This is a genomic window from Embleya hyalina (assembly GCF_003967355.1).
Classification (GTDB): domain Bacteria; phylum Actinomycetota; class Actinomycetes; order Streptomycetales; family Streptomycetaceae; genus Embleya; species Embleya hyalina.
Map to the genome: position 1 here is coordinate 191312 of NZ_BIFH01000014.1, position 13772 is coordinate 205083.

Annotated in this window: 13 protein-coding genes and 1 riboswitch; of the genes, 10 read left to right on the forward strand and 3 right to left on the reverse strand. The window is 71.7% G+C overall.

The window, feature by feature from the left end; genetic code table 11:
* Position 1: 1 nt before the first annotated feature.
* Positions 2-502 carry a (2Fe-2S)-binding protein gene (locus EMA17_RS05230; RefSeq protein WP_078978087.1) on the reverse strand — a complete coding sequence of 167 codons (501 nt, stop codon included), beginning with the start codon at positions 500-502 and terminating at the stop codon, positions 2-4.
* Positions 499-1383: an FAD binding domain-containing protein gene (locus EMA17_RS05235; protein WP_126635724.1), complete on the reverse strand. Its 885-nt coding sequence runs from the start codon at positions 1381-1383 to the stop codon at positions 499-501. The genes EMA17_RS05230 and EMA17_RS05235 overlap by 4 nt, the downstream gene beginning before the upstream one ends.
* Positions 1384-1670: 287 nt before the next feature.
* Between EMA17_RS05235 and EMA17_RS05240 the strand changes: the two genes are divergently transcribed.
* Complete coding sequence (locus EMA17_RS05240) at positions 1671-3290, forward strand: PucR family transcriptional regulator (RefSeq protein WP_126635725.1); 1620 nt, start codon at positions 1671-1673, stop codon at positions 3288-3290.
* Positions 3291-3320: 30 nt separating this feature from the next.
* Here the strand turns inward: EMA17_RS05240 and EMA17_RS05245 are convergent, their stop codons facing one another.
* Positions 3321-4106 (reverse strand): SDR family oxidoreductase, encoded by a 786-nt coding sequence (locus EMA17_RS05245; protein WP_126635726.1) that lies wholly within the window; start codon positions 4104-4106, stop codon positions 3321-3323.
* 157 nt (positions 4107-4263) lie between these two features.
* On the opposite strand from EMA17_RS05245, the gene EMA17_RS05250 reads away from it, so the two are divergent.
* From EMA17_RS05250 to EMA17_RS05290, 9 genes are all read left to right on the forward strand, one after another.
* Positions 4264-5508 carry a Tm-1-like ATP-binding domain-containing protein gene (locus EMA17_RS05250; protein WP_126635727.1) on the forward strand — a complete coding sequence of 415 codons (1245 nt, stop codon included), beginning with the start codon at positions 4264-4266 and terminating at the stop codon, positions 5506-5508.
* A 1-nt stretch (position 5509) separates the two neighbouring features.
* The gene (locus EMA17_RS05255; RefSeq protein ID WP_126635728.1) at positions 5510-6373 is read left to right on the forward strand and encodes a phosphoenolpyruvate hydrolase family protein; all 864 of its coding nucleotides are present in this window, start codon (positions 5510-5512) and stop codon (positions 6371-6373) included.
* 70 nt (positions 6374-6443) lie between these two features.
* Positions 6444-6779: an EthD family reductase gene (locus EMA17_RS05260; protein ID WP_126635729.1), complete on the forward strand. Its 336-nt coding sequence runs from the start codon at positions 6444-6446 to the stop codon at positions 6777-6779.
* 221 nt (positions 6780-7000) lie between these two features.
* A riboswitch (cyclic di-AMP (ydaO/yuaA leader) is annotated at positions 7001-7163 on the forward strand.
* Between the two features lie 105 nt (positions 7164-7268).
* Positions 7269-7904, forward strand: a complete 636-nt coding sequence (locus EMA17_RS55215; RefSeq protein WP_281290436.1) for a transglycosylase family protein — start codon at positions 7269-7271, stop codon at positions 7902-7904.
* Positions 7905-8119: 215 nt separating this feature from the next.
* On the forward strand, positions 8120-9505 hold the full coding sequence (locus tag EMA17_RS05270; protein ID WP_126635731.1) for a DUF6421 family protein: 1386 nt from the start codon (positions 8120-8122) through the stop codon (positions 9503-9505).
* Positions 9506-9604: 99 nt separating this feature from the next.
* Positions 9605-10306, forward strand: a complete 702-nt coding sequence (locus EMA17_RS05275; RefSeq protein ID WP_174861310.1) for an SDR family NAD(P)-dependent oxidoreductase — start codon at positions 9605-9607, stop codon at positions 10304-10306.
* Complete coding sequence (locus EMA17_RS05280) at positions 10288-11355, forward strand: threonine aldolase family protein (protein WP_126635733.1); 1068 nt, start codon at positions 10288-10290, stop codon at positions 11353-11355. The genes EMA17_RS05275 and EMA17_RS05280 overlap by 19 nt, the downstream gene beginning before the upstream one ends.
* Positions 11356-11526: 171 nt before the next feature.
* On the forward strand, positions 11527-12891 hold the full coding sequence (locus EMA17_RS05285) for a carotenoid oxygenase family protein (protein WP_126635734.1): 1365 nt from the start codon (positions 11527-11529) through the stop codon (positions 12889-12891).
* 87 nt (positions 12892-12978) lie between these two features.
* Positions 12979-13728 carry a coiled-coil domain-containing protein gene (locus EMA17_RS05290; RefSeq protein WP_126635735.1) on the forward strand — a complete coding sequence of 250 codons (750 nt, stop codon included), beginning with the start codon at positions 12979-12981 and terminating at the stop codon, positions 13726-13728.
* The last annotated feature ends 44 nt before the right edge of the window (positions 13729-13772 follow it).

The following is a 13772-nucleotide window of genomic DNA, read 5'->3' on the forward strand; positions in this document are numbered from 1 at the left end:
GTCAGCCCTCCGAACCGGCCGGGGCCGTACCGCGGGCGTCGGCCTTGCGCGCGGCCGCCAGCCGGACCGCGTCCATGATCTTCTCGTAGCCCGTACAACGACACAGGTTGCCGGACAGCGCCTCGCGGATCTCCGCGTCGGAGGGGTGGTGCGCCCGGTTCAGCAGGTCGTGCGTCTGGACCAGCAGGCCCGGCGTACAGAACCCGCACTGCACCGCGCCCGCGTCCACGAACGCCTGCTGCACCGGATCCAGCGTGTCCCCGTCCGCCAGCCCCTCGACCGTGCCGACCGCGCGGTCCTGCACCTGTCCGGCGGCGACCAGACACGCGCACACCGGGGCGCCGTCGAGATAGACCGTGCACGAGCCGCACTCGCCCTGCTCGCACGCGTTCTTCGAGCCGGGCAGCCCGACCCGCTCGCGCAGGACGTAGAGCAGGCTCTCGCCCTCCCACACGTCGTCCGCCTCGGTCGGGCGGCCGTTCACGGTGAATGTGACCCTCATGCGGCGGCCCTCCCGGTGGCGCGGTGGTCGTTCCAGGTCCAGAGCAGGGTGCGGCGCGCCAGCACGGCCAGCGCGTGGCGCCGGTACGCGGCCGACCCGCGCACGTCGTCGATCGGCGCGGCGGCTCCCGCCACCAGTTCGCCGAAGCGCCGCGCGGCGGCCCGCGGCAGCTCGCCGCCGGAGGTCCACAGACCGCTCTCGTCGAGTTCGGCCCGGATGAACTCCTCCGCCTCGCGCGCCCGCCGCGGGGTGGGCGCGGCGGAACCGATCCCGGTGCGCACGTCCCGGGTGTGCGGGTGCAGCGCGACCGCGAACGAGCAGACCGCGATCACCATCGCGTTGCGCGTGCCGATCTTGGCGAACTGCTGCGGCCCGGTCGCCGACGGGATGTGGACCGCCCGGATCAGCTCGTCCGGCTCCAGCGCGTTGCGCTTGACCCCGAGATAGAAGTCGTCGATCGGGATCAGCCGGGTGCCGCGCACCGACGCCGCCTCCACCGTCGCGCCCGAGGCGAGCAGCGGCGGGTGCGCGTCGCCCGCCGGCGAGGCACCGCCGAGGTTGCCGCCGACCGAACCCCGATTGCGGATCTGCGGCGAGCCGACCGTGCGCGCGCCGAGGGACAACCCCGGCAGCCGGTCGTGCAGCGCCTCGATGATCCGCGCGTATGGTACCGAGGCGCCCAGGCGCACCGTGTCGTCGTCCTCGATCCGCCATTCGTGCAACTCGCGGATACGGTTGAGATCCACCAGGGCATCGGGGCGACGCCGGTCGAAGTTCAGCTCGACCATCACGTCGGTGCCACCGGCGATCGGGACCGCGGACGGGTGCTGCGCCTTGACGGCGAGCGCCTCCTCCCACGTCGCGGGCCGCAGGAATTCCATGTCGGCTTTCTCCTTCTTCCTCGCGTATGGCCCTACCGTCCTTGTACCCGTCGCGGGGGGCGCGTCGCTCGGGGTGTCGTGACCGGTCGTTTTCGTGGATCGGAGGGTGCGCACCAGTACACCGAGACGGAGGTCACTGTGAGTACCCACCAAAGACATGACCCAGGCGTGTCACACGGGGGGTGTTCCCGTACTTTTCTCCAAGTGTTCGTCCGGTCGTCGAACCGGTATGACGGATCCGCCGCGCGGCCGACGCCGCGGCCGGCTCGATCGAGAGGGGGCCGTCGATGCGATTGCGCGCGCTTCTCGGCGATGGCACGACCGGCGTCGGCATGGCCGGCATCCGTCTGCTGGTGGGCGAGGGGGAGTTGGATCGCACCGTGCGGGCGGTGATGACCACCGACCTGCACGACCCCAGCCGCTACCTGACCGCCGGGGCCCTGGTGCTGACCGGGATGGGCTGGCGCTCCGGTCCGGCCGACTCGGACCGGTTCGTTCGTGTACTGACCCGGGGCGGAGCCACCGCGCTGGCCGCGGGGGAGGCGGAGATCGGCGCCATCCCGGCCGATCTGGTGGACGCGTGCGAGCGGCACCACCTGCCGCTGTTCGCGGTCGCGGAGGAGTTGTCCTTCGCCCACCTGACCGAGTTCGTGGTCCGGCGGATCTCCGCCGAGCGGGCCGACGACCTCACCGCCGTGGTCGACCGGCATCGGCGCCTGGTCCAGGCGGCGGCCGGCGGGGCCGGGCTCGACGGGGTGCTCGGGCTGGTCGCCGCGGACATCGACATCCACTGCTGGGTGCTCTCGCTGACCGGGCGGCAGGCCGCCGCCGGCGGGCCGGACCTGGCGTCGGGATTGCGGGTCAAGCTGGCCCGCGCGCACTTCGCCGCCCGCGAGCGCCGGGCCAGGGTGCCGTTCCGGCACCGGGCCGACGGGCGCTCGTTCTCGCTGCTTCCGGTGCCCGAGGCGGGCGGCGCGGGCGACCCGGACGCCTGGGGCGACTGGTTCCTGGCGGTCGAGGACGACGTGACCGACTGGCCGGACCGGCACCAGGCGCTGCTCGGTGAACTGGTCCGGCTGGTCTCGGTGGGCCGGGAGCGGGTCGAGGACGGGCGCCGGCACACCCGACGCCTGGCCGAGGACGTGCTGAACCTGCTCGTGTCCGGCGCCGACGCGTTGGAGGTGGCGACGCGCCTGCGGGCGGCCGAGCCGGACGAGGGCGACACGTGGTGCCGGCAGTTCGTCACCCTCGCGCTGCCCGACGTGCCCGTGCGGGACGCGCCCCGACTGGCCCGGGTGCTCCTGGAGGAGGCGTTGGCGGACCGACCGACGCCCGCCCTGGTGTCGGCGGCCGGGACCGGTGCGGTGGCGCTGATCTCGTGCGAGAGCCGGGAAGACCGGGACGGCGCCGAGCCGGATCCCACCACGGGCCTGCTGCGCGAGCGGCTGGCCGCGCTGGACGGACCCGCGACGGACGACCTGCGGGCGCACATCGGGGTGAGCGCCCGGGTGGCCCGCGCCGACGCGCTGCGCGGCGCCCTGGAGGAGGCCTGGCACGCGGGTCGGATCGCCGGCACCAGGCCGGGCCGGGTCGAGGTGGTCGGGCACGCCGAACTCGCCTCGCACGTCGCGCTGTTGGCCGCGGTGCCCGAGGACGTGCGCCGGGCCTTCCGGGGTCGGCTGCTGGAACCGCTGCGTGCGTACGACGCGAGCCATCAGGCGGACCTGATCGGCACGTTGGAGGTGTTCCTGGACTGCGACGGGTCGTGGACCAGGTGCGCCGCGCGGTTGCACGTTCACGTGAACACACTGCGCTACCGGATCGGCCGAATAGAGGAGCTGACCGGGCGTCAGCTGGCCCGCCTGGAGGACAAGGTGGACTTCTTCCTGGCCCTGCGGCTGCGCTGAGCGGGCCCGAACGGCCGGGTGGACTCCGGGTCAGCCGATGGAGACCCCCGACGTGACCGGGACGACCGTGCCGGTGATCGCCCGGGCCCGATCGCAGGCCAGGAAGGCGACCGCGTCGGCGACGTCCTCGGGTCGGGTGATCCGGCGCAGCGCCGAGGACCTGGTCAGCTCGGCCCGCACCTCGCTCTCCGGCACGTTTCGGCGCGCGGCGATGTCGGCGATGTACCCGGCGAGTTTGGCGTTCTCGGTGTAGCCCGCGACGACCACGTTGACCCGGATACCGTCCGGCCCGACCTCCTTGGCCAGCACCCCGGAGGCCACCTCCATCGCGGCCTTGGTCGCCGCGTACGCGCCCAGCCCGACCAGCTTCGCGCGCGGCGCCTCGGAACCGATCTGCACGATCGATCCGCCGCCGACCGCCCGCATATACGGCAACGCGGCCCGGGAGACGGCCAGTACGCCGAGCACGTTGACCTCGAACGCGCGCCGGAACTCGTCGGGGTCCAACTCCTCCAGGCGTCCGGAGGGGTTGTACGTCGCCACGTTCACCACCACGTCCACCCGGCCCGACTCCCGGGCCGCGATGTCCACCAGCGCGCGACAGGCGCCCTGGTCGGCCAGGTCGGTCGGCACCGCGAGGACCCGACGGCCCGTCAGTGCCCGGATCTCGTCCGCGAGTTCGCCCAGCGGTTCGGGGCGGCGGGCGGCCAGCACCAGATCCGCGCCGTCGCGGGCCAGCGCCAGTGCCGACGCGCGCCCGATGCCCGCTCCGGCTCCGGCGACGATTGCGACCCGTGCGTCCGGTTCCTCCGCCATCGACACCCCTTTCACATGCGCGAAATCCGCGACTCGCCACCCGTCCTATCGCACGGTGCTTTGCATTGCCATGATCATCCGGTTGGGTTACTGTGCGCGGCCGTTCGCCGCCGAAGCGTCAACCCGGCAAGCCGTACCGACACCACCGGAGGCACCGATGCCCACCGTCGTACTGATCGGAACGCTGGACACCAAGGGGTCCGAATACGCGTGGCTGGCCTACCGGCTGCGGGCCAGAGGCGTCGAGGTCGTGCTGATGAACGTCGGCGTCCTGGGCGACTCGCTGGCCCAGGCCGACGTGCAGGCGGGCGAGGTCGCGGCCGCGGCGGGCACCGATCTGGAGGACCTGCGCACCCGCGCCGACCGGGGCGCGGCCACCACCGCGATGGCCGAGGGCGCGGCCTCGATCCTGCGCGAACTCTTCGAGCAGGGACGGGTGGACGGGGTGCTCGCGATGGGCGGCTCGGGCGGCTCGGCGATCGCGTCCCACGCGATGCGCGCGCTGCCGGTGGGCGTGCCCAAACTGCTGGTGTCCACGATGGCGGCGGGCGACGTGTCGCCGTACGTGGGCGCGGTGGACGTGACGATGATGTACAGCGTCGTGGACATCGCCGGAATCAACCGGCTCTCCGAGCGCATCCTGGGCAACGCGGCGGACGCGATCGCGGGCATGGCCGGCGGCTACGCCGAGGACCGCGCGGCGGTCGCCGGGGTCACCGGCGAGGGCCGACCACTGGTGGCCGCGACCCAGTTCGGGGTGACCACCCCGGCGGTGGACGCGGCGCGCGAGCGGCTCAACGAACTGGGCTACGAGGTGCTGGTGTTCCACGCCACCGGGGCCGGCGGCCGGGCCATGGAGAACCTGGCCGAGGGCGGCTTCCTGGCCGGGGTCCTCGACCTGACCACCACGGAGTTGGCCGACGACCTGGTCGGCGGGGTGCTCAGCGCGGGCCCTCGACGGCTGACCGCGGCCGGGCGGACGGGATTGCCGCAGGTGGTCAGCGTGGGCGCTCTGGACATGGTCAACTTCGGCCCCCGCGACACCGTTCCGCCGCGTTTCGAGGACCGGGTGTTGTACGTGCACAACCCGACCGTGACGCTGATGCGCACCACACCGGCCGAAAACGCCGAACTGGGACGGCGGATCGCCGCCAAACTGATCGACGCGACCGGGCCCACCGCGCTGTACCTGCCGCTGCGCGGGGTCTCGGCGATCGACGTCGAGGGCGGACCCTTCTACGATTCCGACGCCGATACGGCGTTGTTCGACGCGCTGCGCGCCGGCCTCGACGGGACTGCCGTCGAGCTGCACGAGGCCGCGACGGACATCAACGATCCGGCGTTCGCCAAGGCGGCGGCGGATCGACTGCACGAATTGATCACGAAGGGACACGTGGACTGAGATGAACGGACGCGAGGCGCGGGGCCGACTGCGCACGACGGTCGAGCAGGGCGGCGTCGTGATCGGCGCGGGCGCGGGCACCGGATTGTCCGCCAAGTGCGCCGAGGCCGGGGGCGTGGACCTGATCATCATCTACAACTCGGGCCGCTATCGCATGGCCGGCCGGGGTTCGTTGGCGGGACTGCTGCCGTACGGCGACGCCAACGCGATCGTGGTGGAGATGGCGGGCGAGGTGCTGCCGGTGGTGCGCAGTACCCCGGTCCTCGCGGGGGTGTGCGGCACCGATCCGTTCCGGATCATGCCGCACTTCCTGGACCGACTCGCGGCCATGGGCTTCGCGGGAGTGCAGAACTTCCCGACGGTCGGCCTGTTCGACGGTGTCTTCCGGCAGAACCTGGAGGAGACCGGGATGGGCTACGACCTGGAGGTGGAGATGATCCGGCTGGCGGCGGAGCGCGGTCTGCTCACCGCGCCGTACGTCTTCGACCCCGAGCAGGCCCGCGCGATGGCCGCGGCCGGCGCCGACGTGCTGGTCCCGCACCTGGGCCTGACCACCAAGGGCAGCATCGGCGCGACCACCGCGGTCACCCTCGACCAGGCGGTGGAGCGGGTGCAGGAGATGCGCGACGCGGCGGCGGAGGTGAACCCCGACGTGCTGGTGCTCTGCCACGGCGGGCCGATCGCCGAACCCGAGGACGCGGCGTACGTCCTGGCCCACACCACCGGCGTGGTCGGCTTCTTCGGCGCCTCCAGCATGGAGCGCCTGCCGACCGAGGTGGCCATCACCGAGCAGGCCCGGGCGTTCAAGAGCATCACCACGAGTGGGGGCGTCGCCACGAAGGGCGACACCCCGGCGCATCCGTAGCGGGCGCGCCCCGGCGGACGCGTGGCGCGCACGCACGTCCCTCCGACCACCACGAACGTGAGGACTCGGCATGTACAAGTTGACCGTGCTCTACGGCCACCCCGAAGACCCGGCGGCGTTCGACTCCTACTACTGGGAGAAGCACGTCCCGCTGGCCCGCACCATGCCGGGACTCACCGGCTGGACCATCGGCAGGTGCGAGCCGGATCCGTCCGGCGACAAGCCCCCCTATCACCTGGTGGTCGCGCTGTACGCGCCATCGCGCGCGGAACTCGAGGCGGTGCTGGATTCGCCCGAGGGGCGGGCCACGGTGGCCGACGTGCCCAATTTCGCGACCGGCGGCGCGACGTTCCTCTGGGACGAGGAGCGGGTAGTGGTCCCGGTAGAGCTGCCCGCGACGGAATAGCCCGTCGCTGACGCACGCGTGACCACGCGGCCGCGCACCGTGTACGCCGGAGCCGTGACCTGCAAGGACGGCGACAAATCGGGCAAATAGGTGTTATTCCCCCTTATGGGGGACGTCACAAACCACCCGAAATGTTTGCCAACCCGGCGAATCGGTGCGTAGCTTCGTGGTTGTTCGCACAAGCGGACTCCCCGGGCGGTACGCCGAATCCTGCCGCCGCCCGAGGGAAGCAGTCGATATCGACTGGCGGCAGGAGCGGGGGAACCAAGTGAGCCGACATCGGCACTGCCGATGCCTGGGGTGAAGCCATGCCTGTGAGAGGCGAGGCCGGGCCATTCGTCCGAACCCGACAGCTAACTTCGTAGGCGCCCGACGAGGTAATCAATGACCTTCCGTGCCATCACCGCTCCGGTTCGTTCGCTCTCTCGTGGCCGTCGCGCCGGCATCGCCGTCGCCGCCGGTGCGGGTCTCGTCCTTCCCCTCGTGGGCATGGCGGGCAGCGCGAACGCCGCGACTTCGTCCACCTGGGACGCGGTCGCCCAGTGCGAGAGCACCGGAAACTGGAGCATCAACACGGGCAACGGCTTCTCCGGCGGTCTGCAGTTCACCCCGAGCACCTGGAACGCGTTCGGCGGCGGCCAGTACGCGGCCAGCGCCGAGCAGGCCTCCAAGGCGCAGCAGATCGCCGTCGCCGAGCGGGTCCTGGCGAGCCAGGGTCCCGGTGCCTGGCCGGTCTGCTCCGTGAAGGCCGGTCTGGGCAAGGGCGGCGACGCCAACGCCACGGCCGACTCCTCGACCACCGGCAAGACCAAGTCCGCGGTCGAGCCGAAGGCCGCGCCCAAGTCCGAGGCCAAGCCCGCGACCGGCAACGCGCCGAAGCTCGACGTGCAGCCGAAGCAGGACGTCGCCAAGCAGGACGTCGCCAAGCAGGCCGCGCCGAAGTCGGCCGCGACCGAGCGGGCGTCGGGCTCCGGCACCTACACCGTCAAGTCCGGTGACACGCTGTCCGCGATCGCGGCCAAGCTCGGTGTCAAGGGCGGCTACAAGGCCCTGCACACCGCCAACGCCGGCGTCATCGGCGACAACCCGAACGTGATCGGCGTGGGCACCAAGCTCGCCGTCTGATCCACCCTCACCACGTGGGCCCCGCCGAACACCTCGGCGGGGCCCACGTGCGTTCGGTGCGGCCCGGGCGGGGAACGAGGTGATCGCATTCTCAACTTATTCGGGCAAAACACACGGGAGGCGATAAGATTGCGTTTGAATCGGCCTTGCCACGTGAAAATCTTTTGACATAGGTTCGCCTGACCGTGGTTCCTGCGTTTCCCTGAGGGGGTTCCATGTCCGACATGACCCGCGTAGCCGTCCGTACCGCCGTCGACCACCCGCAGTGGCCGGTGCTCAAGGAAGCCGTTGCCGACCTGCGGCCGCTTCAGGCCAAGGACGGCTCGATCGAGCCGTCCGGGCATGCTTCCGCCCGTCTCCTGGTCGCCGACATCACCGCCGCGATAGCGGCCCTCGCCCCGCTGTTCCCGTACGACGAGACCTACCTCGAAGCCGTCGTGGCCGATTTCCACCGCTGGGCCGAGGCCGACTTCGGGCGCCCCGACTTCCTGGACTCGTTGGTCGCCTTCCGTCCCGAGCGGAACCGGCGGGACGGCCTGGAGCACCTCGTGGTCTTCCCGATGACCACCCAGAACGGCAATCCGAACCGCAACGTCGAGGCGGTCCTGCTGCGTGTGGTGTGGCCGCAGTGGCTGGCCGACCTGGAGGCCACGCGCTACGACAACGCGATGTTCGTGCCGCTCGCGTTCGTCGACTTCACCGACGGATACGACACCGACTCGGCGGTGCTCTTCCCCGAGACCGTGGCCGTCCGCGAAGTGCCCAGGTTCACCTGGGGCGGCATCTTCTGCGACCGCGAGGCGGCCCGCTTCCGTCGGGTCGGAGCCGCCGCGGCGGACACCCTCGGGCTGGAGCTGCCGCCGGAGGCACAGGCGTTGGTCGAGAGCCAGCAGCTCGCCCAGAACGCGTTCGTGTTGTGGGACCTGATCCACGACCGCAGCCACATGCGCGGGCACATGCCGTTCGACCCGTTCATGATCAAGCAGCGCATGCCGTTCTGGATGTACGCCCTGGAGGAACTGCGCTGCGACCTGACCGCGTTCCGCGAGGCGGTCGCGCTGTCCGCGGAGGGCGAGCCGACCGCGCCGCTGGTGCGCTACGCGGTGATCTTCGACCGGCTGTTCCGCTTCCCGGTCACCGGCGGGCGGGTGCGCAACTACGACGGCCTGGGTGGGCAACTGTTGTTCGCCTACCTGCACCGCGCGGGTGTGCTCGACTGGTCGGACAACCGGCTCACCATCGACTGGGACCGGATCACCGACGCGGTGCTCGGCCTGTTCGACGAGGTGGACCGGCTCTACCGCGAGGGTGTCGACCGTCCGAAGGTCGGCCACTGGCTGGCCGGCTACCGACTGGTCGCCAAGTATGTGCCGTCGCACCCGGGTTCGGTGTGGGCCAAGGGGACCGCGGCGCTGCCGATGGACGGCCCGCCGAAGGCGCTCGTGGACGCGGTGCTGCCCGACGAGTTCCCGCTGAGCATGTTCTACGAGGCGCTGAACCGGCGGCTGCGCGACGTGATCGCGTCCACCCGCGGGATCACCGCCGACGCCCCGCCGGTGGGCCCGGGCGAGGCGCGCGAGCGGGAGGCCGCGGCGTCGTGACCGTGCGCACGCGACGGATACGACGGACGCGATGGGTGCGACGGGTGCCCGCCGGGGTACGGGGCAGGACGAACGGCACGTGAACGAGGAGTCGCAGTGATGAACGGTCTCGAAGGCGCGGTGATCGCGGTCGCGGGCGCGGGTGGGCCCACCGGGCGAGCGGTGCTCGAACGGCTGACCGGCGCCGGCGCGCAGGTGTACGGCGCGGACGCGAACGCCGAACGATTGCGGGCGAGCGTGGACGCCGCGCCCGGAGCGCGCGGCGCGGTGGTGGACCTGCTCGACCCGGACGCCACCCGCCGCTGGGCGGAGGAGGTCGAGCGCGAGCACGGCCGGGTGGACGGGCTGGTGCACCTGGTCGGCGGCTGGCGCGGCGGCAAGAAGTTCGGCGACAACTCGCTCGACGACTGGGCCCTGCTGCACAACCTGCTCGTGCGTACCCTCCAGCACACCACGCTGGCCTTCCACGAAGCGCTCGCGCGCAGCCCGCGCGGCCGGTTCGTGCTGATCTCCGCCGCGGCGGCCGGACAGCCGACCCAGGGCAACGCGGGCTACGCCGCCGCCAAGGCCGCGGCGGAGACCTGGACCCTGGCGCTGGCCGACGCGTTCACCGACACCGAGGCGGCGGCCACGATCCTGGTGGTCAAGGCGCTCGTCAACGACGAGATGCGCGAGGCTCGACCCAACGCAAAGTTCGCCGGATTCACCGACGTCGCCGATCTCGCCGCCGAGATCGCGGGTCTGTGGAACACGCCGGCCATCGACCTGAACGGGAAACGACTGTGCCTGAACGTCCCCTGACCCCGCGTCACGACCCCGACGCGCGCGGTTTCGCCAGCGACAACTACGCGGGCATACATCCCGAGGTGTTGGCCGCGATCGGCACGGCCAACGGCGGACACCAGATCTCCTACGGCGAAGACGTCTACACCGAGCACCTGACCGAGGTCTTCCGCGCCCACTTCGGCGAGCGCGCCGAGGTGTTCCCGGTGTTCAACGGCACCGGGGCCAACGTGGTCGGCCTGCAGTCGATGACCGACCGCTGGGACTCGGTGATCTGCGCGGCCACCGCGCACATCAACGTGGACGAGTGCGGGGCGCCGGAGAAGGTGGCCGGCCTGAAGCTGCTCACCGTGGCGACCCCCGACGGCAAGCTCACCCCCGAACTCGTGGACACGCACGCGTGGGGCTGGGGCGACGAGCACCGGGCCCAGCCGAGGGTGGTCTCGTTCGCGGAGAGCACCGAACTGGGCACGGTCTACACGGTGGACGAGATCGCCGCGTTGGTCGCGCACGCGCACGACCACGGCATGCTCGCCCACCTGGACGGCTCGCGACTGGCCAACGCCGCCGCCGCGCTGGACGTTCCGCTGCGGGCGCTGAGTACGGACGTGGGCGTGGACGTGCTGTCCTTCGGCGGCACCAAGAGCGGCCTGATGTTCGGCGAGGCCGTGGTCGTGCTCAACCCGGACGCGGCCCGCGGCATCAAGTATCTGCGCAAGGCGGCGATGCAACTCGCGTCCAAGATGCGGTTCGTGTCGGTGCAGTTCGAGGCGCTGCTCGCCGGCGACCTGTGGCTGCGCAACGCGCGGCACGCGAACGCGATGGCGGCGCTGCTCGCCGAGAAGGTCGCCGACCTGGACGGGGTGACGCTGTCCCGGATGCCGCAGGCCAACGCGGTGTTCGCGGTGCTGCCGACGGATGTGACCGAGCGGATGCAGAAGCGGTTCCGGTTCTACACCTGGGACGAGTCGATCGGCGAGGTGCGCTGGATGACGGCGTTCGATACCACCGAGGCGGACATCGACGCCTTCGCGACCGCGCTGGCCGAGGAGTTGGGCGCGCGGTAGCCGACCGGGCGGGCGGCGTGGGCGGGTCGGGGCGAGTGCCCCGGCCCGCCTTCGCGTATCGCGGGATCCTTGTCGGGACGGATGGGTCGGCGGGGGTGCGTTCGCATCGGGTGCCCGATCGGCGGCGGCAGGTGCTACAGTCACCGACCCAGGTGATCGGAGCGCGCCGTCGTGGACCTGCGAAAGCCCTATCTCGCCGAGCACTTCGCCCCCGTCGCCGACGAGATCGACCGGCGCGACCTGAAGGTTCGGGGCATGCTTCCGCCGGAGCTGAACGGTCGCTACATCCGCAACGGCCACAACCCGCGGCCCGGTGACGTGCCGTCGCACTGGTTCCGGGGCAGCGGCATGCTGCACGGCATCCGGCTGCGGGCCGGCCGGGCCGAGTGGTACCGCAACCGGTGGGTGCGCACCCCCGCGTGGAACGGCGCGCCGTACGTGCGCGCGGACGGCGGCGTGGACCTGACCGCGAGCATCGCCGGCACGCACATCGTCGAACACGCCGGTCGGCTGCTCGCGCTCCAGGAGGGCAACCTCCCGTTCGAGGTGACCCGCGAGTTGGACACGGTCGGCCCGTACGACTTCGACGGCGGGCTGACCACCGCGATGACGGCGCACCCCAGGACCGATCCGGGTACCGGCGAACTGCACTTCTTCGGCTCCTCGCCGGTCCCGCCGTATCTCACGTACCACGTCGCGTCGCCCCGGGGGCGGATCATCCGCAGCGAGGTGATCTGCGGCGCGGGGCCCTCGCTGATGCACGACTTCGGGCTGACGCGGCGTCACGTGGTCTGGCTCGACCTGCCCGTGGTGTTCAACCCGGCGGAGTCCTCCGGCGTGCCCTACCGCTGGAGCGAGTCCTACGCGCCCCGGATCGGCGTGATGCCGCGCACCGGCCCGGCCGTGCCGACCTGGTTCGAGGTGTCGCCGGGGATGGTGCTGCACGTGGCCAACGCGTACGAGGACGCGCGCGGGCGGATCGTGCTGGAGGCGCCGAGGTTCGATCGGGCCGCGTGGGAGACGAGTTGGCGGTGGTGGGTGGGCGCGCCCGGCTATCCCGAGTCACCCGTGGTCGGCGCGATCTCGCACCGGTGGATCCTGGACCCGGCGTCGGGCGTCGCGGGGGAGCAGGAATTGGACTCGCTGGTCGTCGAGTTCCCCACGATCGACGCCCGTGCGGTGGGCCGGCCGCACCGCTTCGGCTACGCGTCGGCCTTTCCCGGGGCGGGGCTGCGCGAGTACGCGATCGTCAAGTACGACCGGGTGAGCGGGCAACGGTGGATCGCCGGGCAGGGGCGCGACCGCATGCCCGGCGAGGCGGTGTTCGTGCCGGCCGAGGGCGGCACCGCCGAGGACGACGGCTACCTGCTCACCGTGGTCGGCGATCTGGCCCGGAACGCGTCGGAGTTGCTGGTGCTGGACGCGCGCAGGATCACCGCGCCGCCGATCGCGGTGGTCGAACTGCCGCGCCGGGTACCGGCCGGCATCCACGGCTCGTGGATCCCCGACCCCGACGGATCGGTTGCCGACGGCTGAACCCGATCACGGTGATCTCCGTGCCCTACAGTCCGAGCAGTGTGCTCGGGTGGGCCGAGCACCGGGTGGGGTGGGAGTGGGATTCGGGTGGGTGCGGCCAGGTTGCTGGGAGTTCTGCTGTTCGTCGGCACGACGGCGTTGGGCATCGTGCTGTATTTCGTCGAGGACACGTCGTTGTCGGATCTGCTCTCGCTCGGGGCGGGGGCGCTGTGCCTGTTCTGGCTGATCATGGTGCTGACCGCGCCGTGGAACCTGTACTTCCGGGCCCAGCGGGTGATCACGGAGATCGCGATCAGCCGGGAGCGGGGCCTGGCCGTGCCGGAGGGGCGCGACGTCGAGGCTCGGCGGATCGCCCGCCGACTGCTCTGCGGCGCGATCGGCGCACACGTGGTCTCCGCCGCGGTGATCGCGTTGATCACCTGGATCTCCGGCGGCGTGGTGGGCTACTGGTTCGCCGGGTTCTACCTGCTCAGCACCCTGTTCCGACCCGGGCAGGCGTATGCGGAGCACCTGTCCCAGCGGTTGCGCGCCATGCTGCGCGAGGTGACCCACCCCCGCGACGACGTGCTCGCGGTCGGTCAGGAGATCACGGCGCTGAAGGCCAGGGTCGAGGCACTGGAGACCCGCACCGAGGAACTGCGGGCGAGTGTCGCGCGACTCGAGGAGACGGCGGTCTCCGAGGCCGCCCACACCACCGCCCGCTTCCACGAAGCGGACCGCAGGGTGGAAGCCCTCGGCCGCCGCTTCGAGGACACCATCAGCCAGTTGACGGACAACCAGGAGGTCATCTCCGGCATCAAGGCGTTCCTGCGTCTTTTGCGCACCGAGCAGAGCTGACCGATATCGCGTCGTTCGGGGCGCCCCCACCTGGGAGGATGGGC

Coding starts and splice junctions, on each gene's coding strand:
- EMA17_RS05270 (WP_126635731.1), top strand. CDS start 8,120: ATGTCCGACATGACCCGCGTAGCCGTCCGTACCGCCGTCGACCACCCG.
- EMA17_RS05230 (WP_078978087.1), bottom strand. CDS start 502: ATGAGGGTCACATTCACCGTGAACGGCCGCCCGACCGAGGCGGACGAC.
- EMA17_RS05260 (WP_126635729.1), top strand. CDS start 6,444: ATGTACAAGTTGACCGTGCTCTACGGCCACCCCGAAGACCCGGCGGCG.
- EMA17_RS05245 (WP_126635726.1), bottom strand. CDS start 4,106: ATGGCGGAGGAACCGGACGCACGGGTCGCAATCGTCGCCGGAGCCGGA.
- EMA17_RS05250 (WP_126635727.1), top strand. CDS start 4,264: ATGCCCACCGTCGTACTGATCGGAACGCTGGACACCAAGGGGTCCGAA.
- EMA17_RS05275 (WP_174861310.1), top strand. CDS start 9,605: ATGAACGGTCTCGAAGGCGCGGTGATCGCGGTCGCGGGCGCGGGTGGG.
- EMA17_RS05240 (WP_126635725.1), top strand. CDS start 1,671: ATGCGATTGCGCGCGCTTCTCGGCGATGGCACGACCGGCGTCGGCATG.
- EMA17_RS05235 (WP_126635724.1), bottom strand. CDS start 1,383: ATGGAATTCCTGCGGCCCGCGACGTGGGAGGAGGCGCTCGCCGTCAAG.
- EMA17_RS05255 (WP_126635728.1), top strand. CDS start 5,510: ATGAACGGACGCGAGGCGCGGGGCCGACTGCGCACGACGGTCGAGCAG.
- EMA17_RS55215 (WP_281290436.1), top strand. CDS start 7,269: ATGGCGGGCAGCGCGAACGCCGCGACTTCGTCCACCTGGGACGCGGTC.